Consider the following 23,791-nt stretch of genomic DNA (forward strand, 5'->3'; position numbering starts at 1 on the left):
CGGCGAGGGTAAAGGTTCGGACTCGGCCCCCTCTCGTCGCCGTCGGCCGAGGCACTCGACGGACGTCGGCGCTCCAGACGGTCAGTCGTCGCCGCGGTTCCCGTTCCAGACGACGCGTCCCTCGACGACGGGGTCGACGCCCCGCTCACGTGCGTAGGCCGCCAGAACTTCGTACTGGATGTCGTCCTCGAACTGGGCGTCACTCGATTCGAGCCGGTGGTGGTCGTCGAGCGCCGGGAACTCGTGGTCGGTGTGGAACAGGTAATCCGTCGTCGCGAGCGTGTACGTCGCCTCGGGGTCGACCGGCTCGCCACCGACGGTCGCTTCGACGAGTTCGTGCGTCCGCCGGTCCCAGGTGACCGTCGCCCCGGAGAGGTGGGCGTGCCACCAGTCGGGTTCGCCGAAGGCGACGTTCGCCCCGCTCGCCTGCCGGAGCGTCGCCAGCAGCTCCTCACCGGTGAGCTCGGCGACCGCAACCGGCTCTTTGAACGGGACGACCGAGACGAGGTCCGCCACCGTCACTTCGCCACGCAGCGGCTCGCCCTCGCGGATACCGCCCGAGTTCTGGAGCCCGACGTCGGCGCCGGTCGCCCAGCGGTAGGCGTCGGCGACGAAGTTGCCGATTCGGCTCTCGCCCCGGAAGGCGGCCGCGTTGGTCCGTTCGATGGGGTCCTCGACGTGTCCGACCACCTCGTCGAGGTCGGCCTCGGCCATGCGGTCTCGGACGGCTGCGGCGAGCGTTTCGTCGAGCGGGCCGTCCGACGGGTCGTGTCTCGTGGCTTCGGGCGCACTGGCTCCATCCGGGTCGAGGGCAACCTCGAACACGGCCGCCCCGTTGACGCCGGGCCGGACGAGCAGCGTGTCGTCGATTCGCTCCTCCACGATGCTGTGGACGTGCCCACCGAGGACGACGTCCACGTCGACGGAGACGGCCAGTTCCTCGTCGTCGTTCCCGAGGTGGGAGACCGCGACGACGTAGTCCGCGCCGGCACCGCGCAGTTCGTCGACGGCCTCCTCGGCGGCGGCGATGGGGTCGGAGAACGAGAGGCCGGTCGCAGCCGGGTTGATGGAGGGCGTCCGGGGGTCGGTGACGCCGAAGAATCCGACGGTAGCGCCGTCGATCTCGCGCACGGTCCACGGTTCGGTGTGGTCGGCGGCGAACCGGTCGCCGTTCTCGTGGACGTTCGCGGTCAGCCAGGTCTGGGGCGAGTCCGCGACGAGTTCCTTCGTCCGCTCGGCGCCGAAGTCGAAGTCGTGGTTGCCGAACGTCTCCAGTTCGGTGTCGACGGCCTCGAAGAAGTCGAGCGCCTGTTGGCCCTCCGTGACGAGGGCGAGCACGCCCGGGGCGGTGTCGTCACCCGTCCCGATTACGAGCGCGTCGTCACCAGTGCGCTCGCGGATGGTGCCTGCCAGGCGGCCGATTCGTTCGGGGTCGTCGTAGGCGTTCTCGACGTCTGAGTAGTGGAGGAGACGGGGAGACATACAGCCGTCTGTGGCCTACCGGGCTATCAGCGTTGCGTCTCCGGTGTATCGGATTCGCCAGATCTGGTGAGCCAGCCGACGGGCTGGGTGGGGATACCCGACTGCCGGGCGCAGTCGGCCATCGCCTCGTGGAGCGACCCCGATTCGGCCACGACTGCCGACTCCCCGAGAGTCGGGAACTCTGTGTCCTCGACGATCAGATACCGGAGCGTCGTCAGCGTGTACCTCGCTTCGGGGTCGACCGGCCGATCGCCAACTGCGAGCGAATCGACCGTCTCCCTCTCTGCGTCCCACGTCATCGTCAGCCCAGCGAACTGCCCGTTCCACAGGTCGTCGCGGTCGATGTGTTTCGCGCTGGCTTCGCGAGCGACCGCCCGGAGTTCGCGGCCGGACAGCGAGAGCGTGACGAGGCCGCCGCCGTCGAAGGGGACGAGCGAGTGAAGGTCGGCGAGCGTCACGCGGCCGTCGAGCGGAACGCCGCAGTCTCGCATCGCCATACTGTTCACGAGTCCCACGTCGGCGTCTCCCGCTCGCCTGAACGACTCGGCAACGAACGTTCCGACGGGCGACTCGCCGTCTCGCACCCGACGTGAGAGCGGGCCGTCGACGGTCGTCACGACGGTGTCAAGACCGAGTGCTTCGAGTCGATGGTCGAGCGTCTGCGTCACCGCCTCGTCCGGGTCGAACTCGGTGACGTCGTGCCACCGGGTCTCGGTCCCGTCCGGTTCGACACGGACCTCCGCGAGTCGCCGGCCGGCCGCGCCGGGCCGGACGAGTCGGGTCCCGGCGACCACCTCGTCCCGTGGTTCGTGGTCGTGCCCACCGAGTATCACGTCCACGTCGGCGGCCGCAGCGAGTTCTGTGTCGTCGCCACAGTGCGAGACCGCGACGACGTACTCCGCGTCGTCTTCGCGCCGCAGGCGCTCGGCTTCCCGTGTTCCGACCGAAACGGGGTCGCGAACGTTGAACGTCAGGCCGGGGTTGATGGCGCAGAGTTCGGGCGGTGAGAGTCCGAACAGGCCGACGCGGCCGGCTGCCGTATCGACGACGGTCGACGCCGTGGAGACTTCCGCGGCGAACCGTTCGTCCCCCTCGTAGACGTTGGCGTTCAGCCAGGTCTGCGGTGATTCGCGGGCGAGTTCGACGGCCCGTGCTGGTGAGTGGTCGAACTCGTGGTTGCCGAAGACCTCCACGTCGGGCCGAACGGCCTCGAAGAAATCGAGCGACTGTCGGCCGGCCGTCGCCATCGAGAGGACGCTCGGACTGGTGTCGTCGCCACCGCCGGTCACGACTGTCGACTCGTCGCGGAGCGTCTCGATCGCGGTGACGACGCGGCCGACGCGCTCGGGCACGTCGTATGCCGCTTCGAGGTCGGCGAAGTGAAGCAGGCGGAGGCTCACGTCTCGGTTCGCGGGCGATGCGAGAAAAAATCTTCCGCCGACGAACAGACCTAAGCACGCCGACGCCCAACCTCGGCCCATGAGTGATGCCGCGCTCGACGAGCGAACGACCGACGACGGCGAGACGGTCTACGTCTCCCGGCAGGAGGGAGACCGCGGGGCGAAGGGCCCGTTCTTCGTCGTCTACCGGACCCCCGACCAGGAACGGAAGTACGGCTACTTCTGCGGCAACTGCAACACCTTCGACAACGCGATGGACGCGATGGGCCGCATCCAGTGCAACGCGTGCGGAAATCTCCGGAAACCGACCGAGTGGGACGCCGCTCACGAGTAGAACCGTCCAGAAAAACCGTACGGAATCACCAATGCTCTGGATTTTTCCAGGCGTTCGGGTGAATACTTATTAGTATGGGCGTGGTAGTCGATACCGAATGTGCCCTGTTAACAAGAGGCGCCACATCGGCGAACAGGCCAGGACGATTTTCAGCCGCCTGGGGTACACCGTCAGCGGAGACGGAGAGGAGTTCCGAGCAGAACGAGACTGGAAGGTCGTGTACGTCACGACGAACACGGACGTGCGCGTGCCGCCAGGCTCCGACCGTGCGACACTTCGGTGTTTCGTGACCAAGAAGGACCGCGCCAAACGGTTGCGCCGTCGCGTCGCCGACGAGAATCCCGAGTACGAGTGGGCCGTCATCGGGGTCGACGACGACGAGGAGTACGAGGTCGAACGCGCACCGGCAGCCGCGGTCTGACGGGACCGTAGCCGTTTTTATCGCTGGTTCGACGGACAGCTACAGCTGCGACATCGTCGCCGAGACGCCCGCGTCCGCGTCGACGTCGGCACCGAGCGAGTTGAGCGTCTCGCCGAGCGCGCTCACGAGGTAGGAGACGTTCTGCGGGCGAGCGGAGTAACCCATGCAGCCGATTCTGAATATCTCGCCGGAGAGGTCGCCCAGTCCGCCGGCGATCTCGAGGTCGTACTCGTCGAGCAGTCGCGAGATGACCTCGCCGTCCTCGACGCCTTCGGGGACGCGCACGGCGTTGAGGCTCGGGAGCCAGAACTCCTCGGCCGCGTTCATCTGCATCCCCATCGCCTCGACACCGGCCTTCAGCGCGCCGGCCATCTCGCGGTGGCGCTCCCACCGGTTCTCGATGCCCTCTTCGGCCACGAGTCGCAGCGCCTCGCGGAGCGAGTAGACGTTCGTGATGGGCGCGGTGTGGTGGTAGGCACGCTCCTCGCCCCAGTAGCCCTCCAGCAGCGAGAGGTCCAGGTACCACGACCGGGCGGGCTCCTCGCGGCTGAGAACCTTGTCCATCGCCGTATCGTTCAGCGTCAGCGGCGACGCGCCGGGTGGACAGGAGAGACACTTCTGCGGTCCCGCGTACGCCACGTCGATGTCCCACTCGTCGACGCGGAGCTCCACCCCGCCGATGCTGGTCACTGTGTCCGCGATGACGAGCGCATCGTGTTCGTGTGCGATTCGGGTGAGCTCGGAGACCCGGGGCTGTCTGACGCCCGTGCTCGTCTCGGCGTGGACGAAGCCGAAGACGTCCGGCTGGTGTTCGTCGAAGGCGTCTTCTACGTCTTCGGGCGCGAGTGGTTCGCCCCACGGCGCGTCCACTTCGACGACCTCGCCGCCGGCACGGCTCGCCATGTCGGCCATCCGGCCGCCGAAGTAGCCGTTCGTCGGCACGAGCATCGTATCGCCCGGTTCGACGACGTTCCCGATGGCCGCCTCCATCGCGGCAGAGCCGGTGCCGGAGACGGGGATGGTCCACTGGTTCCCCGTCCGGAACGTGTAGCGGAGCAGCTCCTGGACCTCGTTCATCACTTCGATGAACGACGGGTCGAGGTGGCCGACGAGCGGGGTGCTCATCGCCCGCAGGACGCGGGGATGGACGTCACTCGGACCGGGCCCCATCAGGGTTCGATTCGGTGGCGTGAGTTCGCCTACGTCGGGTGCATCGGGAACGTCGGACATGGGAGTCGATTCGACGGGTCGGGAGAAAAAAGGTGGCGTTGGGGCGGGAACAGGGTCACCTATCCGCGTTCCGCTGGCATATCCGGGAAACGACTAAACCGCGTCCCCTGTTCACAGTCGACAATGGTGACCGACCCGCCCTCCCCGCACTCCGGTGCCGGTGTGCCCGCCCGACCCGCGCACGAATCCAGCGAGCGCCCCAGTCACGGCGCGCTCGGGTTCGACCACCCCGACGACGAGCAGTTCGCCGACCTCGCAGCCGACCTCCGGAAGGCGGTCGACGGTGACGTCCGGTTCGACGAGTACGCACAGGTCCTCTACGCCACCGACGGGAGTATCTACCAGGCGAAGCCGGCGGGCGTGGTCGTTCCGCGAGACGAAGCCGACGTCCAGGCGGCGGTCCGGGTCGCGGCCGAGCACGACGTTCCCATCATGCCCCGGGGTGCCGGCACCTCCCTCGGGGGGAACGCCGTCGGCCCCGGCTGCGTCGTCCTCGACTGTTCGGTCCACATGGCGGACCTCGTCTCCCTCGACCCCGAGGCGCGGGTCGCTCGCGTCCAGCCCGGCATCGTGCAGGACGACCTCGATAACCTGCTCGAACCACACGGCCTCCAGTTCGCGCCCGACCCCGCGTCCTCGGCCCGGGCGACGGTCGGCGGCGGCATCGGGAACAACTCCACCGGCGCGCACTCGGTCCGCTACGGGATCACCGACGCCTACGTCCGAGAGGTCCGAGTCGTCCTCGCCGACGGGACGGTCGCCGAGTTCGGCGACGTGGTGCTCGACTCGCCCGAGTGGGAGGACCTGCTCGAACGGGACGACCGGGTCGCCGAACTGCACCGGACCGTCCGGGAGATCGTCGAGTCGAACGAGGCCGAGATAGCGGCGCGGTATCCCGAACTCAAACGCAGCGTCACGGGCTACAACCTGAACAAGGTCATCCGGGACGAGGGGGACGAGCGCGTGATGAACCTCGCGAAACTCGTCGTCGGCAGTGAGGGAACCCTCGGCGTCGTCACGGAGGCAGAACTCGACCTCGTCACCCGCCCTTCCGAACGGGCCCTCGCCGTCTACGCGTACGACGACCTCGTGACGGCGCTCGCGGCGGTCCCGGACGCCCTTTCGCACGACGTGAGCGCGGTCGAACTGGTAGACGACCGGGTCGTCGCGATGGCCCGCGATTCCCCGAAGTACGCCGAGTACGCCGAACCCATCCCCGACGGGTTGGCGGCGTTGCTCATGGTCGAGTTCGACACCGAACTGCACGGCGACTTCGAGCTGGCGATGGCGGCGGTGACGGAGACGCTCCAGACCGAGGGCGACGCCTTCGACCGCATCGAGGCGTTCGACCCGGCCGAGCAGGCGAGGCTCTGGAAGCTCCGGAAGGCGGCGATTCCGCTGTTGATGTCGATGGACGGCGACCCGAAGCCGTACCCGTTCATCGAGGACGCGACGGTCCCGCCGGCCCAGCTCGCCGAGTACGTCCAGGAGTTCCAGGCGATACTCGAACGACACGACACGTCGGCGGCCTACTTCGCCCACGCCGGCGTCGGCACCCTGCACATCCGGCCCATCCTCAACCTCAAGTCGGGTGGGGATATCGAAACGATGCACGCCATCGCCGAGGACGTAACCGACCTTGTCCTCGACTACCACGGTTCGTTCTCGGGGGAGCACGGCGACGGCATGGCCCGCACGGAGTTCACGCCGAAGATGTACGGGCCCGAGCTCTGGGACGCCTTCAAGCGCGTGAAGACGGCGTTCGACCCCGACTGGCTGTGTCATCCGGGGAACGTCGTCTACCGCGAACCCTCCGACGACCACGGGCCGCCCACCGACCGCGGCGTCGGTGCGGACATGCGCGAGAACCTGCGCTACGGCGCGGCCTACCAGTCGATCGAGCCGCAGACGACGCTCGACTTCTCCGATGACGGCGGCTTCTCCCATCTCGTCGAACTCTGTAACGGCTGTGGTACCTGTCGGCAGGAGGGCTCGGGGACGATGTGTCCGACCTATCGCGCCAGCCACGAGGAGATACAGTCGACCAGGGGGCGGGCGAACCTCCTGCGGGCCGCCATCTCCGGCGAGCTGGACCCCGAGGAGCTGTACTCGGACCGGTTCCAGTCCGAGGTTCTCGACCTCTGCGTCGGCTGCAAGGGCTGTGCGAGCGACTGTCCGACCGGGGTCGACCTCGCCAAGCTCAAGGCCGAGGCGAAACACCAGCACCACCAGCGTACGGGCTCGTCTTTCCGAGACCGACTCTTCCGCGACATCGACCGCTGGGCCGCGCTCGGGAGCCGACTCGCTCCGGTCTCGAACCTGGCGGCGAAGCTTCCGGGGAGTCGTACCGTGGCGAAGCACGCTCTCGGCGTCTCCCCCGACCGGGAGCTTCCCACGTTCCGGCGCGAGAGCTTCGCGGACTGGTTCGGCTCCCGTGGCCCGTCCGTCTCGCCGGCGGACGCCGGTCACCGCGTCGTCGTCGTCCCCGATACGTACACGAACTACACCGAACCGGCGGTCGGGAAGGCGGCGGTGCGCGTCCTCGAGGCTGCGGGCTGTCACGTCGCGGTCCCGCCCGACCTCGGGCCGAGCGGTAGACCGGCCTACTCGCTCGGATTCCTCGACGAGGCGAGAGAGCGAGCCGAGCGCTTCGTCGAGCACGTCGCCCCGCTCGCAGTCGACGGGTGGCACGTCGTCTTCGTCGAGCCGGCGGACGCGGTCATGGTGCAGGACGAGTACGCGGACCTGCTCTCGCGGTCGTCCGAACGGGATGCGGTGATGGCGGCGACGACGGGCGTCTGCCGGTTCCTCGACGAACGGCGACTCGACGAGGAGATTACGTTCGAGGCCCCCGCAGAGCGGCTCGTCTACCACGGCCACTGCAACCAGAAGGCCATCGGTCGCGACCACCACGCCGTCGGTCTCCTCCGTCGCGCCGGCTACGAGGTCGACCCGCTGGACAGCGGCTGCTGCGGGATGGCCGGGAGCTTCGGCTACCACGAAGAGCACTACGACCTCTCGCAAGCGATCGGCCGCATCCTGTTCGACCAGGTCGACGACCGCGACGGGACGCCGGTCGCCCCCGGCGCGTCCTGCCGGACTCAGCTCGGCGACCGGCCCGGCGCGGAGACGCCGCCTCACCCCATCGAGAAGCTCGCCGAATCCCTCCCGGACTCGAAGCGCGAGTACCGGGGGTGAGAACGAGGCAGGGTTGGCGACGCACCGATGATGAGGGAACACCTTAACAGGCGGCTGGCCGACGGGACAGCCATGCAAGCCGCTGAATCGCCACCGGACAGTATCACGGAGATAGTCCAACGGGCGGTCGACCTCTTCCTCGCGGACCTGACGCAGGCACTCCCGAAGATCCTCGCGGGTATCGTCTTCCTCGCTCTCGGAGCCGTCGTCGTGACGGTCGTAACGTCCGTCGCGAGGCGGCTCCTCCGACGGGTGTTCCCCGACCACTCGCCGGTCTACCGGCGGTTCGTCCTCACCGTCGTCGCCCTGATGCTCTGGTTCACGGTCGCGCTGTCGTTCCTCTCGGTGGTCGGCCTGGGCGAACTCTCGGCCGCGCTGGGGACCTCCGCGGGCTTCCTCGCCCTCGGTGTCTCGTACGCACTCTCGGGTATGATAGCCGACGCCGTCGCCGGCGTCTACCTGCTTCGCGACCCGGACTTCAACGCGGGCGACACCGTCACCGCCGGCGGGGTCACCGGCGAGGTCGTCGACATCGAGCTCCGGAAGACGCGCCTGCTGGTCGACGGCGACACCGTCGTCCGGGCGAACGCGGAAATCGAGAAGCAGTGGCGAAAGCACGGCTCGGAACCGGCCGAGAGCTGACGACGGCGGTGTGGAACTGGCGACGCCGGTGACCGCTGGCCGACGCCAGCGAGGGACGGACGATGCCTGCCGGCGACTGACTTATCCGGCATCCCCGCATATCCTGAGCATCGATGATGGTCGGCCACGCCCTGCTCGCGTTCGCGCTCGTCGTCCTCGCGGCGCGGGTCTCCGGGGCCGAGAACCGGTACGCGCTCGTCGCGGGACTCGTCGCCGGTGCCTTCGCGACGGTCCCCGACGTCGACATGGTCTACGCGCTCGTCGGCGTCGCCCGGGCGGAGGCGACGGGTGTCCTCGACGTGACGAACGCGTTCTGGTCGGCCAGCACGGTCGTCCACCGGACGATGACGCACTCGCTCGTCGTCGCGCCACTCGCCGCCGTGGCGGCCGCGTGCTGGGTGTACCAGGGGGAGTTCGACCGGCCGGTGCGAGGGGTCGGCGGTCTCCTCCTCGTGGCACTCGTCTGCGTGGCCGCCGCGGAACTCGCCCTGCTCGGTGCGGTCGTCATGGGCGCGTTCGCCCTCGCGACGGCGCTCGTCGCGGTCGCGGTCCGCGAACTGACCGAGTTCGGCCCGAGGACGGTAGGTCTCCTGGCTTTCGTCGGTCTGGTGAGCCATCCGTGGGGCGACCTGTTCACCGGCGAACCGCCGGCACTGCTCTGGCCGCTGGACACCGCCCTGCTGTCGGAACGTGTCGTCCTCTCGACCGACCCGACGCTGCACCTCCTCGGCGCGTTCGCGCTGGAGCTGGCGACCGTCTGGCTGGCACTGCTCGTCCTCTTGACGACCGTCGACGTTCGCTTCCGGATGGGTCCGCGAGGACTCGTGGGCACGCGGGCGCTCGTGGGCGTCGGCTACGCCGGGGTCGCCTTTCTGCTCCCGCCGCCGACGCTCGACGTGTCGTACCACTTCGTGTTCACCATCCTCGGAGTCGGGACGGTGCTCGCGGCACCCGACGTGCTCCGGGCGAGACTGCTCGCGTCCGCCCGCCGCCTCCGTCGAGAGTGGGACACGCCTCGATTGCTCACGGCGTTCGTCACCGGCCTCGCCGCCGTCACGCTCGCACTGTTCGCGTACACGGCGCTGTACGTTCTCCGGACGCTTTCGATGACGGGAGCCATCGGCCCGTGACAGACGCCGGTGGCTCGCCGGGAGCACCACGAGGACGGGCGGGTAGCCTTTTACCGGGGCGAAGCGAAGGCCCGGACATGTCGGGGCAGGACCTCGGTCGGCTGTTCGAAGAACATCGCCTGAACGCCCAGCTCGCCTGGGTGCTCGTCGGCGTCGTGCTCGTCACGGCCATCGAGGAGGCGGTCACCGGCGAACTCCTCTGGGCGGCGTTCGCCGTGGGTGTGGTGTCGCTTGCTATCGTTCCACCGGTAGCCTATCGGTCGCTTCGCGTGATGCTTCCGTGGGAAGTGTTGCTGCTGGCGGCGCTCCCGATCGTCGGTCGGGCGTTCGCCGCGACGGTCCTCGGCGGCGGGTTCGTTACCGAGCTCGCGACGATACCGACGTTCGGGAGCGTCCTCGTCACGACCACCGTCGTCCAGAAGGTGACGACGTACCTCGCGGTGGCCGCCATCGCGCTCATCGTCACGGTGGAGTTGCACGTCTTCACAGCGGTCCGGATGACGGTCGGCTTCGCGATTCTCACGGTCGTCGTCATGACGCTCGCGGCCGCGGGCGTCTGGGCCATCATCAGGTGGGCGTCGCACATCTACCTGGGCACCGGCTTCTACGGCGACGACCAGCTGGACCTCCTGATGTGGGAGTTCGTCTACTCGACCCTCGCAGGGATACTCGCGGGTATCACGTTCGAGCTGTACTTCCGTCGCCGCGAACAGGTCGCACAGCGGGCACTGGCCGCGACCGCCGAAGCCGCCGCGACGGCCGAGGCCGCCGTCGACGACGTCGCAGACGAGGTGGGTGACGAGTGAGACTCAGAGACCACATCGGAATCTCTCGGTCGACGCAACGGGCGGTGACCCGTCTGATGGAGCTGACGCTCGTCGGCCTGCTGTTCGTCGGGCTCTACCAGCTCGACGTCGGTATCGTGGTCAACGCGGGAGCTGGGCTCCTCGTCACGCAGCTTCCGCCCGTGCTCGAACGGGACTACGACATCCAGATGGACGCCGGCCTGACCCTGTGGATAACCGCTGCTGCGTTCTTACACGCCATCGGCACGGCCGGGCTGCCGGGCATGTCGCGGAACCTCTACGTCGCGATTCCCTGGTGGGACCACGTCACCCACACCCTGTCCGCGTCGCTGGTCGCGGCGGCTGGCTACACGACGGTGCGGGCGCTGGACCTCCACCGGGAGGACATCTACCTGCCGCCGAACTACACCTTCGTGTTCGTGCTCGCCTTCGTGCTCGCCTTCGGCGTCCTCTGGGAGGTGCTCGAGTTCTTCATCGGGCTCGCCGCACAGTTCGTCGGCGGCGACCCCGTCCTCACCCAGTTCGGCATCGAGGACACGATGGTCGACCTGGTCTTCGACGCACTCGGCGGCATCGTCGTCGCGACGTGGGGCCAGGTCTACCTCTCGGACGTCGTCGGGTCGATTCGGCGGCAGTTCGAACGTGACGCGGCAGAGTGACCGCTGGGAGACGAGTGACCGACGGGAGGCTGCCATCCGACGCGTCGTTTCGAGTACCAGACCGGAACGTGGTGAACGAGCGCAGCCGTCGGCCGATATTCGTGGCCGTCCACTACGCGGAGTTCGAGGACGAGAACGGTGAGACCGTCGTCTTCGACCCGACCGAACGGTCTGAGCGGTACCGATTCAGCCCGCCCGACGTGGTCGCCAGTGGCGGCGGCGCACGGCCCGCCGTACACCTGTTCGAACGCGACATGAACGGCGATGGGGTCGACGACCTCGTGCCGGTGTTCGAGGCACACGAGGCGGGCTTCACGACCGGGGACACACGAGCGATGTTGTACTGGGAACGAGACGAAACGGGCGAGCACGGCCTCGCGGGGGCGGATTCCGTACGAGTCGTCGGCTGAGAGCCAGACCAGGCGTGCGAACCCCGGCGCTTCCGGTACAATCGACCGCCCGCGCAGGGTAGCTTTAACTATCTATGCTGAGTGCTATCACGTGTAGATGGTGTTCAAGAAGATCACACTCATCGGCACGAGTGACGAGAGTTTCGAGGCGGCGGCCGACAACGCGATAGACCGAGCTCAGGACACGCTAAACAACGTCCACTGGATAGACGTCAAGGAGCTGGGCGTCGAGATAGCCACGGCCGACGACCGCGAGTACCAGGCGGAAGTGGAGGTGGCGTTCCAACTTCAGGAGTGACGCGGGCGCGGTCCTGTACTCACTATCGACCAGAGGACGAGCGAAGACAGGCGAAATCAGGTCCGGAAGCTCTCACCGCAGCCACATTCGCTGACCACGTTCGGATTCTCCACGTGGAAGCCTGCGCCCTGGAGTCCTCCTTCGAAGTCGAGCGTGCTCCCGCCGATGTACTTCAGACTCGCAGGGTCGACGAAGATGCGCAGGCCGTGTTTCTCGTAGATGGCGTCGTCGGCCTCCGGTTCGTCGTCGAACCGCATCCCGTAGGAGAGGCCGGCACAGCCACCCTGCTGGACGAACAATCGCAATCCGGACACATCGGTGTCCATCCCCTCGCCGTCGAGCAGCGAGAGCGCCTGCTCGGCAGCGGTCTCGGTGACGCTGATCTGCGGGGCGCTCTCACCGTCCACAGTTCCCGTGCTCATATACCATCTGTTCGGTTCGATCGGTGTTAACGTTGTTGCCGGTCGAACGATATGTCCACCCGGGAGGCGGTACATTGAAATCGACAGACGTAGTGGTGAAGATGAATGACTAGTACCATCCGCGTCCTCCATGTGGATGACGATCAAGCGTTACTCGACTTGACCGAGACGATGCTCGCTCGTGAGGATGGCCGGATGGACGTACACGCAGAGACCAGCGCGTCGGACGCACTCGAAGTGCTCGACGAGGGCGAGCGGTTCGACTGTGTGGTGAGCGACTACGACATGCCAGGGATGGACGGGCTGACGTTCCTCGCCGCGATCAAGGAGCGCTACCCCGAGCTCCCGTTCATCCTGTTCACGGGGAAGGGGTCAGAGGAGATTGCCAGTCGAGCCATCTCGGCGGGCGTGACCGAGTACCTCCAGAAAGGGGGTGGGACAGACCGGTACGTCGTGCTCGCGAACCGCATCGAGAACGCCGTAGCGAAGCGACGGGCGGAGCGCAGACGCGAAGCCGACCGGAACCGGTACCAGGCGCTCATCGAGCACTCGAGCGACCTCGTCTCGGTCCTCGACGACGAGGGCATCGTCCAGTACGTCAGCCCGTCGGCCCCGACCGTCGTCGGATACGAACCCGACGAGCTCACGGGGACGTCGTCGTTCGACCGGATCCACCCGGAGGACAAAGACGAGGTCGTCGAGTCCTTCAGGAGCGCCATCGACGACCCAACCGTCACGCCGACGGTCGAGTACCGGTATCACCACGGTGACGGCGACTGGCATCTGCTGGAGTCGAAGGGGAGGAACCGGCTCGAGGACCCGGATATCGAAGGGTTCGTCGTCAACACCAGGGACGTGACGGACCAGCGCGAGACCGAGCGCGAACTCGACGCCGAACGAGACCTGTTCAGCGCGGCGATAGATGCGCTGCCACACACCTTCTACATATCCAACCTCGATGGCTCGCCGTGGCGGTGGAACAAGGACTTCGAGGAGCTGACCGGCTACACGGGCGAGGAGATCGCATCGCTTCCCACTGAGGCGTTCTTCGCGGAGGAGGACATGGACCGCATCGAAGAGGTCCTCGAGCGGGTGCTCGACGGCGAGACGGTCGTCTACGAGGCACGGGCGAAGACGAAGTCTGGGAACCTGATTACGAGACGCATCAGTGCGTCGCTGCTCACCGACGAGGAGGGTGAACCGATAGCCATCTGCGGCGTCGGGGTCGACCCCGACGTCGAACTCGACCTCTGACGCCGGGCTGGGGTAGCCGCCCGCACTCCCAGTTCACGCGTGCTGTCTTCGACGGACGCCCGTCCGCGACGACGTCCTCCCCGCGACGACGTTCAGATTCCGCTGACGCTCTCCTCTCGAAGGCGGTCTACTTCTCGAACCGCTTCCGGACGCTCTCGGCGTGGGCTTCGAGGCCCTCTGCCTCGGCGAGCGTCGTGACGGTGCCCGAGAGCGCGTCGAGGCCGTCCCGGTCGAGTCGCTGGACGGTCGTCGACCGCACGAAGTGGTCGACCGAGAGGCCGCCGTGGCGCTTCGCACCGCCGTTCGTCGGCAGAACATGGTTCGTCCCCGATGCGTAGTCCCCCGCGGCGATGGGGGTGTAGGGTCCGAGGAAGACGCTCCCGGCGTTCGTGATGCGGTCGAGGAGTGCTTCGTCGTCGTCCGCCTGAATCGCGAGGTGCTCTGCGGCGTACTCCTCGGCGAACAGGATGGCCTCGCTCATCGACCGGGCGAGGAACACACCAGATGCGTCGTTGTCGAGCGCCTCGCGGATGGTCTCAGCACGCTCGCGGTTCGACACCTGCTCTTCGACCGCGTCTGCGACGGCCTCGGCGGTTTCCTCGTCGTCGGTCACGCAGACGACGGAGGCGTTCGGGTCGTGTTCCGCCTGTGCGACGAGGTCAGCCGCGACGAACTCGGGGTCGGCGGTCTCGTCCGCGAGGACCAGCACCTCGGACGGACCCGCGAGGAAGTCGATGTCGACGTCGCCCTGGACCTCGGCCTTCGCGGCGGTAACCCAGCTGTTACCCGGACCGACTATCTTCTGGACGGCCGATATCGACTCCGTCCCGTAGGCCATCGCCGCGACGGCCTGTGCGCCACCGACCGAGTAGACCTCGTCCGCGCCGGCGGCGTGGATGGCCGCCAGCGTGACCGGGTTCATCTCGTCCGCGGGCGGCGTGCAGACGACCACCTCGTCGACGCCGGCGACCTTTGCGGGGACGACGCCCATTATCGCCGACGAGGGGTAGGCGGCGGTGCCGCCGGGAGCGTAGACGCCGACTCGCTGGAGGGGCCTGAACCGCCGGCCGAGTTCCCGGGTTCCCGCCCCGTCGCCGAACTCGTCGCGCCAGTCCTCGGGAACCTGCCGTTCGTGGAACTCGCGGACGTTCTCGGCGGCCGTCTCGATGGTCTCGAGCAGCTCCTCGTCGAGCTCCTCGTAGGCTCGCTCTGCGGCGTCGGTCACCTCGAGATTCGCAACTTCCACGTCGTCGAACTCGCGGCAGAAGTTCCGAACCGCGACGTCCCCTTCCTCGTGGACCGTCGAGACGATGTCGGCGACGTCGCTCCGGACCGCCTCGATACCGGCGTCGCGCTCGAACAACGAGCGTCGGGCCGCCGTCCCGAGGTCGGCGAGACTGCGTACGTTCATGCGACGGGGTTCGGTCGGGGCCGGTAAACCGGTTGTGTTACCCGCTGGGCCCGGTACCGTCGATTCGGCGAGTCGAGGGAGTAGACTTTTACTCGATGGAACCGAGCGGTGAGTCATGAGTCAGGACGTCCTGTCAGCTCCGAACGAGCACGTTCGCGAGGTCTACGACCGTCTCGGTGACCTCCTCGACCAGGGTGACGACGCCTTCGTCGATGAGGGGCCTGCACTCCTCCGGCGCGCCATCCGGCAACCCGGCTTCTTCGACGGCGTGGAGACGGAACCGGCGACCGACGGGAGCTACACCCGGACCAAGGTCGTCGGTGACCCCGACGGCCACGTGATTCGCTTCATGGAGTGGCCACCGGGCTACAGTCTCTGCCCGCACGAGCACCACGGGCGACCCTGCTTCGAGGTACTGGTCGACGGTCTCCTCCACGTGGTCGACATGGACGTAACCCGCGTCGAGGAGAAGGGCGTTGCCGACGGCCTGGTCGACGAGAACGGCGATGCCGACGGCGGCCTGTACGAACTCTCGATACTCGACTGCGGCGTGACCGAGCCGGGGCAGTCGGCGGTCGTCGATCCGCGAGATAACGACGTTCACTCCGTCTACAGCCCCGTCAGAAGCCGCTCTCTCCACGTCTATCCCGACGACCAGCACTTCTCCTACGGCTACGTCCTCGACGAGGACGCGGGCGGGGAGCGAGACCGATATCGGCGCGAACGGTTCGACCTGGACGAGTGAGTCACACTCTCGGTCTCACTCCTCGGCCGACCCGAACAGGACCGTACGAATCCCGTCGGCGAACAGGACGACCACGAGACCGAAGGCGACCAGACCCAGCGGTGCCGACAGCAGCTGTGCCGTGTGGTAGCCGAGGAAGATGCGGCTGACACCGAGGACGACGAAGCTCGCCACGACGAGGGTGAAGGCGACGAGCGAGAGCACCACGTACCTGTCGCGGTTCATAGCTGAGACAGTGCCGGCCGCCGCTAAGTGATTTTGGTTCCGCTCCCGTCGCCTCGAACGGGCTGATTCGGCTTCCGCCCGTAACGTTCGGTGCGACGCTGGATAGACGACGGCAGCGGCGGTTCGTTCACCAGTGGCGGACACAGCGTCAATCGAGCAGTGACTGCAGTGCCCGATGGCTCTCGTCGGTACCGACCCCGACGAGGACGTCTCCCGCCTGGATTCGGGTCGAGGGATCTATCTCGGAGAGAACGGTATCGCCTCGGCGAATCGCGAGGATGGTCACCCCGGTCGTCGAACGGATGCTGACCTCGCCGATGGTCCTGTCGGCCACGGGTGACGCGGCATCGACGTGGATCCACTTGATGCGAGCGTTCTCGAGGATGTCTTCGAGCCCATCCTCGACGGGTTGAAAGTACGTCCCGTCGAAGATATCCGAGAGCTTCTTCGACTCATCCTCGTCGAGTTCGAACAGGCTATCGGAGTCGGCGGTCGGTCGCTCCCTCCAAAACACTTCGCGCGACCCGTCGTTCTGCGTGAGGATGATGAGTTCACCCTTCTCGGGGAACTGTACGGTGTACCTGACGCCGATGCCGGGCAGCTGCGTCTCGTATATCCGCATGATCAGCGCTCCGTGAGCAAGCCTCTGCACGTTTCGGCGAACGACGGGAGCGTGACCGAGACGTCGGGCTCGAACATGATGGTGATGCCGCGCGTGTCGTCGAGGAAGACGTGGTACGCCGTCCCGCGTTCGTACTGGACGACCAGTGAGTCCGCCTCACCGAGGTGGAAGTACACTTCTTCGGCGTGTCGCTTGTTGTAGACAGCGAGCGACCGGTGGATGACGTAATCTAGCTGGTTGTCCTTCAGCTCGGTCTCGAGGTCTGGCCTGACGTATCGGACCCGATACTCGTACGTCTCGCTGTTGTAATTCGCGACCCATCGGAGGTCATCACCGTACTGCGTACGGAGGTCATCGACCAGCCTGTCGAATCGGAATTTTTTCATGTGTATTCGAACGCTTTCCGCGATGGTAAAGATGCTGGCGTCGCTCAAACGAAGATCATCGTGAACAACAGGACCAGAACGAGCGCGATGACGAGAACACCGGTGCCGATCCCGCCCGCTTCCGACCTCGCACGGGCCGCAACCTCGCCGGCGCCGTCGCCGCTGAGTCCGGCAGACAGCGCGTTCGAGAGGACACCGCCGACCCGGTCCACGCTCGACTCGGCCGTTATCGCAACCGTCACCGACCGGTCGCGAAGTCGCCGCCCGAGCGACTCGTACACGACGTCGAGGTCCGGAACCGGCGGGACGTGACTGAGCCACTCCTTCAGCAGCTGGAACAGCACGAGGCCGACCAGGGTGACCGCCCCTGCCTTCAGGAACTGTTTCGAGACGAATGGCTTCGCAGTCCGGACGTCCTCGGCCGGCAGCAGATCGAACAGGAGCGACGGGACGAGACCGAGGATTACGCAGAGAGCAGCGACCGTCCCGAGCGTCAGCAGTTCTACCGGTCGCAGGTCCTCGTGGCCGCGAGCGGGGGTCTCTCGGACGAACGCGTAGTAGCCGAACTTCGCGAAGGAGACGACGGTCCCGACGCCGCCGACGAGGAGTGCGTACCACAGGACCTCGAGGCTCCCCTTCTCGGTCCCATCGAGGATCATCCCTTTGCTGACGAAGCCGTTGAACCCGGGCACGCCGGCTATCGAGAGTGCTGCCACGGCGAAGACGACCGCCGTCACCGGCATCGTCCGCCCCAGTCCCCCGACCTTCTTCAGGCTCGAGTTGCCGGTCCGGACGATGAGCAATCCCGCCACCATGAACAGCAGGCTCTTGTAGAGGACGTTGTTGACGAGGTGGCCCATCGCCCCGGCCCGTGCGAGGTTCGTACCCGCACCGAATCCCGCCACCATGTAGCCCACCTGTGAGACGATGTGGTAGCTGAGGAGGCGACGCATGTCACTCTGGAGGATGGCGAACGTCACGCCGAACAGTACCATCGCGCCGCCGACGTGGGCGACGACGAGGTTGCCCTCGGGGAACGCCCTGATGAGGGTGTACGCGCCCACCTTCGTCGTGATGGCGGCGAGCACGACGCTCGTGGCGACGTGGGTCCTCGGATAGGTGTCGACGAGCCAGACGTGCAGGCCCAGGAAGCCGGCGTTGAGGCCGATTCCGAGCCCGACGAGGACAGCGGGGATGCCCGTCGCGATACCCCCACCGTAGAGAAACGTCCCCGTCGCGACGTAGTGGAGCAGGACGCCACCGACGAGGGCCAGTGCGCCCAGTTCGTGATAGACGGCGTACCTGAAGCCGACTCGACGGTCGCCGGTCCGGTGCCAGACGAGCACCGTCGCGCAGACCGCCATCAGCTCCCAGAAGACGACGAGCGAGAGCCAGTCGCCGACGAGTGCCGCTCCCGTTCCCGAGCCCACGTACGCCAGGACGAGCCCGCGCTGTCGCCGGTCGGCACCGGTCGCGTACGCGTAGGCCGTCGCGACCGCCGCCACGAAGCCGAACGTCATACCGAGGAGCCGGGAGTACGGGTCGACCGCGAACAGGACGGCATCGAACCCGAACAGGCTCGTCTGGAGGTGGGTGCCCGCCGGGGCGGCCGCGACCCATACGCACGTCGCGATGCCACCGAGGACGCCCACCGACGCGCCCGTCCGCCGGGACAGGAACTGTACTGCCAGTGCGAGGCCGAACAGGAGGAACGCGGGTGACGCCGCCACGAGAGGCGAACTCACTCGAACGTCACCTCCACGACGCGGGCGGCGAGGTCGTAGAACGGCAGGTGTTCCGGAACGATTCCGAAGACGACGGCGACTGTGCACGCGACCGCCACGGGCAGGAGCAGTCGCCAGTCGGTCTCGATGGGGGTGATGCGAGCCCCCGCGTCCGGGTGGCTACCTCCCCGTGGTTCCGCGGGCGCCGGCTCGTGGTGACCGTGCTGGTCGCCTGTCACCTCGCCAGCACCATCGTCCGGGAAGAATGCACTCGCGACGATGGGCCAGAAGAACAGGAGTTTGAGCAACCCGGCGAGGAGAAGCGCCCCCGCAAATGCGAGGTACCCTCCGTCGAGCAACCCGAGAAGCAGGTACCACTTGCTCACGAACCCCGCGACAAGCGGGAGGCCGACCAGCCCCGCGCTCGCGATTCCGAACATCGCCATGGTCAGCGGGAGCCGGCTCCCGATGCCGGCGACCTCGTCGATTCGTTCGAGGTGGGTCTCGACGTAGACGATACCGACGCAGAAGAACAGGACGATCTTCATGAACGCGTGGGCGGCCAGGTGGAGCAACGCTCCCTTGACCGCGAGCGGGGTCACCATCGCCAGCCCGAGTACGATGTACGAAAGCTGACTCACTGTCGAGTACGCGAGCCCCCGCTTCAGGCGCTCCTCGCGGAGTGTGAGGAGCCCCGCGAGCAGCATCGTCGTGGCAGCGACTGTAGCCAGCGGGATCCCCACACCGAGTTCAGTCACTCCGTCCGGGCCGAACAGGGAGAGGACGACTCTGGCGATGCCGAACACGCCGCTCTTGACGACCGCGACGGCGTGTAAGAGCCCGGAGACAGGCGTGGGTGCGACCATGGCGTCGGGCAACCAGCCGTGCAATGGCATCAGGGCGGCCTTGACGCCGAAACCGGCGACCAGCAGGGCGAACGCGGCCCGCGCGAGGACGGGGTCGGCGGCCAACACCGCGTCGAGCCCACCGGCCGCGAACGTCGTCGTCCCCGTCAGCGCATAGAACAGGACGGTTCCCGCCAGAACGGCCGCGCCACCGCCCAGGGTGTAGAGGACGTACTTCCGGCCGGCGCGCTTCGCGACGTCGGTTCGTTTGTGGACGACGAGCGGGTAGGTCGCGAGCGTCAGCAGTTCGTACCAGACGAACAGCGTGAGGAGGTTCCCCGCGAAGGCGACGCCCATGGTCGTACTCAGGCTCGCCGCGAAGGCGGCGAAGTAGCGGGTCTGGTGGGGTTCGTCCAGCTCCCGAACGTACCCCACGCTATACAGGCTCGCGACCAGCCAAAGTCCGCTGGCGACGAGGGCGAACAGAGCGCCGAGCCCGTCGACCCGAAACGAGAACGATAGTCCCGGCAGGAACGTCAGTTCGGGCGAGACGTACGTCGCGCCGCCCAGTACGCCACGGACCATCGCGGCCACGGCCCCGAACTTACCGAGCGCGGCGAGAGCAGTCCACGACTCGCGCAGCGTGGGTCGGCTACCGCTCAGCAGGATTGCCACTGTCGCCAGCCCAGGGAGGGCGATGGCCACGAGTGGAAGGAGCGAGTCGACCTCGGTCACGGACGCATCAGCTCCGTGACTGCCGGTTCGACCATGGAGACGATTCCGATCGCGGCCAGTCCGAGGACGACCGTCACGACGGCGGCCCCCACCGCGAGCCCGCGCATCCCTGCCGAGGGCCACCGTTCGACCGCTCGCGGCTCCGCAGTACTCACGTACAGCGACTGGACGATACGGCCGAAGTACGTCAACGAGAGGAGCGTGCTACAGAGCACGAGGGCGAGCACGGGCCACGCAGCCGCTTCGATTGCACCCACGGCGAGGTACCACTTCGCGACGAACCCCACGGTCGGAGGAATGCCGACCATCCCGAGGCCGAGGACGCTGAGTGCACCGCTTTCCCAGGGCAGTGAACTCCCGAGTCCGTCGTACTCGTCGAGCAGCTCTGCGCCGGTCGCCGAAGAGATGACACCTGCAGTCGCGAACAGCCCACCCTTCATCACGGCGTGACCGAGTAGCTGGAGGACCGAGCCGACGACCGCCGGGACGTTCCCGAGTCCGATGCCGAGTGCTGCAAGTCCGAACTGGGCGACAGAGGAGTACGCGAACGTCCGTTTCGCACTGGTCTGCCGGTAGGCGAGGATGCCCCCGGCGAGCACGCTACCCCCAGCGAGCAAGAGGATAGCCTCGTCGAGAAGCGGGACGGCCGCGAACAGACCGAGGGTGAACACGCCGAAGACCAGCCGAATCAGGGCGTAGCCAGCCACGGTCGAGACGAGTGCGGCGAGGAGTGCACTCACAGCAGGTGGTGCATGGTCGTACGCCGCGGGCTGCCAGGTGTGAAGCGGGAACAGCGCCAGTTTCACCGAGAGGCCCGTGACGATGAGGGCGAATGCGGCAAGCGTCAGGGACGACTCGTGGGGGAGACGTTCGGCGAGTGCGGCCATATTGAGGGTCCCCGTCGCGGCGTAGGCGTACCCCACCCCGAGCAGGTACAGGGTCGCGCCGATCGTCCCAAGGAAGAGGTACTGCATGGCCGCGATGGCCGCTCTGCCGCCCGACCCGCTCGCCACGAGCGCGTACGCCGCCAGCCCGCTTATCTCGAGGAATACGTACAGATTGAAGGCGTCACCGGTGAGGCAGACACCCGTGAGCCCAGCGACGAGCAGCTGGTAGAGGCTGTAGAAGGTGTTCGAGTGTGGCCCCTCCCGACGCGTGTACACGAGCAGGCTGAACGAAACGGCCGAGACGAGGACGACGAAGGGGGCGGAGAGCCCGTCGGCGACGAGTACGATACCGAACCGGGAGTCGAAGCCACCGACCGTGGTGGTGACCCGGCCGCGGGCGGCGACCAGCGAGACGAGCCAGAGCGACAACCCGGTCTGGAGCGTAAACGCAACCAGCGCGATGAGCCAGCCGCTCTCTTCCCGCAACCAGCCGACGAGCTGGGGAATCGCTGCGGCGGCGATGGGGAGGACCACGAGTGCGACGAGCAGGTCAGTCATCGGCCAGCTCCTCCCGGAGTACGTCCTCTCTGAGAGTTCCGTACTCGCGATAGATTCTGACGACGAGCGCCAGTGCGACCGCGGTCACGCTGACGCCGACCACTATGGCGGTCAGCATGAGCACCTGCGGCAGCGGGTTGACGTAGGGGCCGCCGCCGTCGGAGACGATGGGTGGGTCGCCGCCGCGGCGGTACCCCACCGTGATGAAGAACAGAAACACGCCGGTCTGGAAGAGGTTGAGACCGATGACCTTCTTGACGAGGTTCTCGTCGTCCACGAGGACGAACAGACCGATCGTGACGAGTGCGACGTAACCGAGGTAGTTCACCCGCTCGAGAAGAACGTCTATCATTCCGACCCCTCCTCGTCGAATCCGCCGGATATCTCGAAGAACAGGACGACGATGGTCGCTGCGACCGTCACGCCGATGCCGAGTTCGACGAGCTCGATGGCGTAGAGTGCGCCCTTCTTGCCGGGGTAGGCCGTGAACTCGAGAACCGTCCCGCCGTAGAGAGTGGGCCCGACGCCGACCGCTGCAAAGGTGACCACGCCGACGACCGAACACGCCGTCAGTATCGTCCGGTCGAGCCACTTCCCAGTCTGGTCGATGCCGAACGCGAACGCGATGGTGACGATGACGGAGGCGACGACGACGCCTCCTTGGAAGCCGCCGCCGACGCTGCTCGCCCCGTGGAACATCGTGAACAGGCCGAACGTGAACACGAAGGGTGCGACGAGTCGCACCGACTTCGTGATGACTACGCTCTCCACCGACTGGTCGGAACGCACTCAGAGCACCTCCTTCTGGAAGACGACGAGCACGGCTACCCCTGCCGCGAAGACGACCGTCACCTCCCCGAACGTGTCGAATCCACGGTAGCCGGCCAGGATAGCGGTGACGACGTTCTGGATGCCGAAATCCGGGACGGACTGGGCGAGGTAGTACGGGGCGACCTCGGCGAACGCGCTCGAGTTCGGGTCACCGACGGCGGGCAGAGACGGAATCGTCGCACCGAGGACCCCGAGGACTCCGAGGACCGCCAGAACCGACGACGGCTCGACGTTCCTGACGAAGACCGCCTCCCCGACCGGGCGACCGGTCTTCGCGATGGCGACGAGGAACAGGGACGTCGTGACGCCGGCGCCGACGGCCGCCTCGGTCAGGGCGACGTCTGGCGCCTGCAGGACGACCCAGAGGATGGCCATTCCGAGACTGTACGCCGCAAATACTACCGCGGCGGCCAGGACGTCCCTGAGCAAGGCGACGACGAGGGCGACCACGACGAGGAACACGACGAGTGCGTGACTCAGTGCGAGGGCGCTCATTCCGACGCCTCCTTCTCGTCTTCCGTTGCGACTCCCTCGGAACCTGACTCACTGCCCCGCCACGCCGGAATTCCCTGAAGGTACGCGGCGCGGGTGATGGCGTGAGCGGCGACGGGGTTCGTGAGGAGGACGAATGCGGCGAGGAACGCCAGCTTCAGCCGAGCCACGCCGGAGTCGAGGACCAGGGCGACCGCGACGAGGGCGAGTCCGGTTCCCATCGTGTCGCTCTTCGAGGTGGCGTGGGCTCGTGAGTAGACATCGGGCAACCTGACGACGCCCAGCGCCGCGACGAACGAGAAGAACAGACTCCCGCCCGCCAGTGCGAGGACGGCGAGCTCGACCGGTTTCACAGGATACCTCCGCGTTCGATCGAGAACTTCGCCACCCCGAGGCTCAGCAAGAAGTTGAGCATCGCGTAGACGAGTGCCACGTCGAGGAATCCCGGCTGGTTCAACGCGCCCGCGACGAGGGCGATGACCACGACGGTGGTGGTCCCGATGGCGTTGATCGCGACGACACGGTCCTGCGTCGTCGGTCCTATCGCTGCTCGGTAGACGAACAGGAGTGCGAACGTCACGAGGAGGGCGGCGGTCGCGAGCAGACTCGTCGAGACCGCCCCCTCCGCAGGCGGGGTCACTCGG

The 23,791-nt window shown here is 67.1% G+C and carries 27 protein-coding genes; 11 read left to right on the forward strand and 16 right to left on the reverse strand.

The window, feature by feature from the left end:
- Positions 1–81: 81 nt before the first annotated feature.
- A complete protein-coding gene (locus tag ACSC1Y_RS03180) occupies positions 82–1,482 on the reverse strand; it encodes a bifunctional metallophosphatase/5'-nucleotidase (RefSeq protein WP_435333217.1) in 1,401 nt (466 codons plus the stop codon).
- A gap of 26 nt (positions 1,483–1,508) precedes the next feature.
- Positions 1,509–2,882 carry a bifunctional metallophosphatase/5'-nucleotidase gene (locus tag ACSC1Y_RS03185; RefSeq protein WP_435333218.1) on the reverse strand — a complete coding sequence of 458 codons (1,374 nt, stop codon included), beginning with the start codon at positions 2,880–2,882 and terminating at the stop codon, positions 1,509–1,511.
- A gap of 79 nt (positions 2,883–2,961) precedes the next feature.
- Between ACSC1Y_RS03185 and ACSC1Y_RS03190 the strand changes: the two genes are divergently transcribed.
- Complete coding sequence (locus ACSC1Y_RS03190; RefSeq protein WP_435333219.1) at positions 2,962–3,216, forward strand: DUF5816 domain-containing protein; 255 nt, start codon at positions 2,962–2,964, stop codon at positions 3,214–3,216.
- A 97-nt stretch (positions 3,217–3,313) separates the two neighbouring features.
- The gene (locus tag ACSC1Y_RS03195; protein ID WP_435333220.1) at positions 3,314–3,637 is read left to right on the forward strand and encodes a DUF7116 family protein; all 324 of its coding nucleotides are present in this window, start codon (positions 3,314–3,316) and stop codon (positions 3,635–3,637) included.
- Between the two features lie 39 nt (positions 3,638–3,676).
- On the opposite strand, the gene ACSC1Y_RS03200 is transcribed toward ACSC1Y_RS03195, so the two are convergent.
- Complete coding sequence (locus ACSC1Y_RS03200) at positions 3,677–4,867, reverse strand: pyridoxal-phosphate-dependent aminotransferase family protein (RefSeq protein WP_435333222.1); 1,191 nt, start codon at positions 4,865–4,867, stop codon at positions 3,677–3,679.
- Positions 4,868–4,990: 123 nt separating this feature from the next.
- On the opposite strand from ACSC1Y_RS03200, the gene ACSC1Y_RS03205 reads away from it, so the two are divergent.
- From ACSC1Y_RS03205 to ACSC1Y_RS03235, 7 genes are all read left to right on the forward strand, one after another.
- A complete protein-coding gene (locus ACSC1Y_RS03205) occupies positions 4,991–8,065 on the forward strand; it encodes an FAD-binding and (Fe-S)-binding domain-containing protein (protein ID WP_435333224.1) in 3,075 nt (1,024 codons plus the stop codon).
- A gap of 72 nt (positions 8,066–8,137) precedes the next feature.
- The gene (locus ACSC1Y_RS03210; protein WP_435333226.1) at positions 8,138–8,707 is read left to right on the forward strand and encodes a mechanosensitive ion channel domain-containing protein; all 570 of its coding nucleotides are present in this window, start codon (positions 8,138–8,140) and stop codon (positions 8,705–8,707) included.
- Between the two features lie 113 nt (positions 8,708–8,820).
- Positions 8,821–9,837, forward strand: coding sequence for a metal-dependent hydrolase (locus ACSC1Y_RS03215; RefSeq protein ID WP_435333228.1), 1,017 nt, complete (start codon positions 8,821–8,823; stop codon positions 9,835–9,837).
- Between the two features lie 77 nt (positions 9,838–9,914).
- On the forward strand, positions 9,915–10,643 hold the full coding sequence (locus ACSC1Y_RS03220) for a hypothetical protein (protein WP_435333230.1): 729 nt from the start codon (positions 9,915–9,917) through the stop codon (positions 10,641–10,643).
- Complete coding sequence (locus ACSC1Y_RS03225; protein ID WP_435333232.1) at positions 10,640–11,302, forward strand: DUF2238 domain-containing protein; 663 nt, start codon at positions 10,640–10,642, stop codon at positions 11,300–11,302. Before ACSC1Y_RS03220 ends, ACSC1Y_RS03225 begins: the two co-directional genes overlap by 4 nt.
- 68 nt (positions 11,303–11,370) lie before the next feature.
- A complete protein-coding gene (locus tag ACSC1Y_RS03230; protein WP_435333234.1) occupies positions 11,371–11,712 on the forward strand; it encodes a hypothetical protein in 342 nt (113 codons plus the stop codon).
- Between the two features lie 97 nt (positions 11,713–11,809).
- The gene (locus tag ACSC1Y_RS03235; RefSeq protein WP_435333236.1) at positions 11,810–12,010 is read left to right on the forward strand and encodes a dodecin; all 201 of its coding nucleotides are present in this window, start codon (positions 11,810–11,812) and stop codon (positions 12,008–12,010) included.
- A gap of 56 nt (positions 12,011–12,066) precedes the next feature.
- Here the strand turns inward: ACSC1Y_RS03235 and ACSC1Y_RS03240 are convergent, their stop codons facing one another.
- The gene (locus ACSC1Y_RS03240; RefSeq protein ID WP_435333237.1) at positions 12,067–12,432 is read right to left on the reverse strand and encodes a HesB/IscA family protein; all 366 of its coding nucleotides are present in this window, start codon (positions 12,430–12,432) and stop codon (positions 12,067–12,069) included.
- A 105-nt stretch (positions 12,433–12,537) separates the two neighbouring features.
- Between ACSC1Y_RS03240 and ACSC1Y_RS03245 the strand changes: the two genes are divergently transcribed.
- Positions 12,538–13,686: a PAS domain-containing response regulator gene (locus tag ACSC1Y_RS03245; RefSeq protein WP_435333238.1), complete on the forward strand. Its 1,149-nt coding sequence runs from the start codon at positions 12,538–12,540 to the stop codon at positions 13,684–13,686.
- Between the two features lie 127 nt (positions 13,687–13,813).
- Here the strand turns inward: ACSC1Y_RS03245 and hisD are convergent, their stop codons facing one another.
- Positions 13,814–15,097: a histidinol dehydrogenase gene (gene hisD, locus ACSC1Y_RS03250; RefSeq protein ID WP_435333239.1), complete on the reverse strand. Its 1,284-nt coding sequence runs from the start codon at positions 15,095–15,097 to the stop codon at positions 13,814–13,816.
- Positions 15,098–15,212: 115 nt separating this feature from the next.
- On the opposite strand from hisD, the gene ACSC1Y_RS03255 reads away from it, so the two are divergent.
- Positions 15,213–15,842 carry a cupin domain-containing protein gene (locus ACSC1Y_RS03255; protein WP_435333240.1) on the forward strand — a complete coding sequence of 210 codons (630 nt, stop codon included), beginning with the start codon at positions 15,213–15,215 and terminating at the stop codon, positions 15,840–15,842.
- A 15-nt stretch (positions 15,843–15,857) separates the two neighbouring features.
- Here the strand turns inward: ACSC1Y_RS03255 and ACSC1Y_RS03260 are convergent, their stop codons facing one another.
- The 11 genes from ACSC1Y_RS03260 to ACSC1Y_RS03310 form a co-directional block, all read right to left on the reverse strand.
- A complete protein-coding gene (locus ACSC1Y_RS03260) occupies positions 15,858–16,067 on the reverse strand; it encodes a hypothetical protein (protein WP_435333241.1) in 210 nt (69 codons plus the stop codon).
- A 148-nt stretch (positions 16,068–16,215) separates the two neighbouring features.
- Positions 16,216–16,689, reverse strand: coding sequence for a cation:proton antiporter regulatory subunit (locus ACSC1Y_RS03265; RefSeq protein WP_435333243.1), 474 nt, complete (start codon positions 16,687–16,689; stop codon positions 16,216–16,218).
- Positions 16,690–16,691: 2 nt separating this feature from the next.
- Positions 16,692–17,075, reverse strand: coding sequence for a DUF7522 family protein (locus tag ACSC1Y_RS03270; protein WP_435333244.1), 384 nt, complete (start codon positions 17,073–17,075; stop codon positions 16,692–16,694).
- Between the two features lie 44 nt (positions 17,076–17,119).
- Positions 17,120–18,820 (reverse strand): proton-conducting transporter transmembrane domain-containing protein, encoded by a 1,701-nt coding sequence (locus tag ACSC1Y_RS03275; protein WP_435333245.1) that lies wholly within the window; start codon positions 18,818–18,820, stop codon positions 17,120–17,122.
- Entirely contained in the window at positions 18,817–20,379 is a 1,563-nt protein-coding gene (locus ACSC1Y_RS03280; RefSeq protein ID WP_435333247.1) for a complex I subunit 5 family protein, read from the reverse strand. Before ACSC1Y_RS03280 ends, ACSC1Y_RS03275 begins: the two co-directional genes overlap by 4 nt.
- Positions 20,376–21,824 carry a proton-conducting transporter transmembrane domain-containing protein gene (locus tag ACSC1Y_RS03285; protein ID WP_435333249.1) on the reverse strand — a complete coding sequence of 483 codons (1,449 nt, stop codon included), beginning with the start codon at positions 21,822–21,824 and terminating at the stop codon, positions 20,376–20,378. The genes ACSC1Y_RS03280 and ACSC1Y_RS03285 overlap by 4 nt, the downstream gene beginning before the upstream one ends.
- The gene (locus ACSC1Y_RS03290; protein WP_435333251.1) at positions 21,817–22,176 is read right to left on the reverse strand and encodes a cation:proton antiporter subunit C; all 360 of its coding nucleotides are present in this window, start codon (positions 22,174–22,176) and stop codon (positions 21,817–21,819) included. Before ACSC1Y_RS03290 ends, ACSC1Y_RS03285 begins: the two co-directional genes overlap by 8 nt.
- Positions 22,173–22,613 carry an MnhB domain-containing protein gene (locus ACSC1Y_RS03295; protein ID WP_435333253.1) on the reverse strand — a complete coding sequence of 147 codons (441 nt, stop codon included), beginning with the start codon at positions 22,611–22,613 and terminating at the stop codon, positions 22,173–22,175. Before ACSC1Y_RS03295 ends, ACSC1Y_RS03290 begins: the two co-directional genes overlap by 4 nt.
- Positions 22,614–23,150, reverse strand: a complete 537-nt coding sequence (locus tag ACSC1Y_RS03300) for a DUF4040 domain-containing protein (RefSeq protein ID WP_435333255.1) — start codon at positions 23,148–23,150, stop codon at positions 22,614–22,616.
- On the reverse strand, positions 23,147–23,500 hold the full coding sequence (gene mnhG / locus ACSC1Y_RS03305) for a monovalent cation/H(+) antiporter subunit G (RefSeq protein WP_435333256.1): 354 nt from the start codon (positions 23,498–23,500) through the stop codon (positions 23,147–23,149). The genes ACSC1Y_RS03300 and mnhG overlap by 4 nt, the downstream gene beginning before the upstream one ends.
- Positions 23,497–23,787 (reverse strand): cation:proton antiporter, encoded by a 291-nt coding sequence (locus tag ACSC1Y_RS03310; RefSeq protein WP_435333257.1) that lies wholly within the window; start codon positions 23,785–23,787, stop codon positions 23,497–23,499. The genes mnhG and ACSC1Y_RS03310 overlap by 4 nt, the downstream gene beginning before the upstream one ends.
- Positions 23,788–23,791 lie beyond the last annotated feature (4 nt).

The sequence above is a fragment of the Haloarchaeobius lipolyticus genome (assembly GCF_051208015.1).
GTDB lineage: Archaea > Halobacteriota > Halobacteria > Halobacteriales > Natrialbaceae > Haloarchaeobius.